This is a genomic window from Candidatus Planktophila sp. (genome assembly GCA_030681675.1).
GTDB lineage: Bacteria > Actinomycetota > Actinomycetes > Nanopelagicales > Nanopelagicaceae > Planktophila.
Genome location: JAUXRP010000046.1, coordinates 1 through 1,432, shown reverse-complemented (window position 1 = coordinate 1,432; position 1,432 = coordinate 1). Strand labels below are relative to the sequence as shown.

Annotated in this window: 2 rRNA genes; both read right to left on the bottom strand. The window is 50.3% G+C overall.

Going from position 1 to position 1,432, the window contains the following annotated elements:
- Window positions 1–807 precede the first annotated feature (807 nt).
- Window positions 808–920: ribosomal RNA gene (gene rrf / locus Q8K48_09285) — 5S ribosomal RNA — on the bottom strand.
- Window positions 921–1,028: 108 nt separating this feature from the next.
- Window positions 1,029–1,432 (bottom strand): 23S ribosomal RNA (locus tag Q8K48_09280); the annotation flags it as partial.

Sequence of the window (1,432 nt, the reverse complement as noted above, 5' to 3'; positions counted from 1 at the left end):
ACTGCGCAAATGGGACAAGCGGTTCATATTACCCTGATTTTTCGTTGCATAGAATGACTATGCGCCTCAAAATCCGGCCAATCTGTCCTCGCTTTCCCACTTTGCTCGCTACGATCACTTAAGTCCGACAGACTCCTAGGAACCAAAATATTTACAATTATTCAGTATATCGGGTTGGAGGCGAGGTCACCCCCGCTGTCCTCCCACATCACCGGACGTACGGTTCCGCATCCGGATACCGGCGCATGAGACGATGCACTCGTCCATCACCGACCTTCTTTGATAGCTTCTCCATCAACAGATCGTGGTTAACCCGGTCAAAGAATTTCTCCGAGTCCATGTCAACTACTATGCTGCCGCCTGCGGTGACGTATTGCCTAGCCACCTTGACGGGTGTTATTTCCCGCCCTGAAACCGTAGCTTGATGTGGAGAAGCCGACCTCGAAGATCGGTGAGAATACCTGATGTAGCGCTTGTTGGATCATGCGATGCATAGCTGTCGGAATACCGAATGAGTAGCTTGGCCTTGATCGTCGACCCAGTGTCGCTTGAGGTGATCTTTGAACTCGGTCACACACGGCTTCCATTAACCCAATTTCCCGCGCCAATTCCGCTTTTGTGCGACTACGCCGCATCCATCGCTTCGCTGGGGACTAGCCTGCGCGCCTTTGGTCAGGCCAGCGCTTTGCCTTCGGCCTCCTCCAGATTCGCAGTCACCCGCGACAACCTTGCCGTTCAGCTAACGCTTCCTCCCGCAGGGCACCCCAAAAAAAAACCCTCATTACTTGAATGAGGGTTTATATGAATGCCTGGCGGTAACCTACTTTCACATGCGAAAACACACTATCATCGGCGCAACTTCGTTTCACGGTTCTGTTCGGGATGGGAAGAAGTGGGACCAAAGCGCTATGGCCGCCAGGCGTAACTTTGTGTAACAACGATAAATCTCATTGTCACTTATGAATGAAAGAAGTAAATTGAATTAGATATAATCTACAAATGCAGATAATTAAATTACTTAAAGTTATAGGATCAAGCCTCACGGTCAATTAGTATCGGTTAGCTTAACGTATTACTACGCTTCCACACCCGACCTATCAACGTTGTAGTCTTCAACGAACCTTAAGGGGGGTTTAACCCCCGGGAAGTCTTATCTTATGGCGAGTTTCCCGCTTAGATGCTTTCAGCAGTTATCTCTTCCAGATTTAGCTACCCGGCGATGCCACTGGCGTGACAACCGGTACACCAGAGATCTGTCCACTCCGGTCCTCTCGTACTAGGAGCAGGTCCATTCAAACTTCCAACGCCCACGGCAGATAGGGACCAAACTGTCTCACGACGTTTTAAACCCAGCTCACGTACCACTTTAAATGGCGAACAGCCATACCCTTGGGACCGGCTACAGCCCCAGGATGTGATGAGCCGACATCGA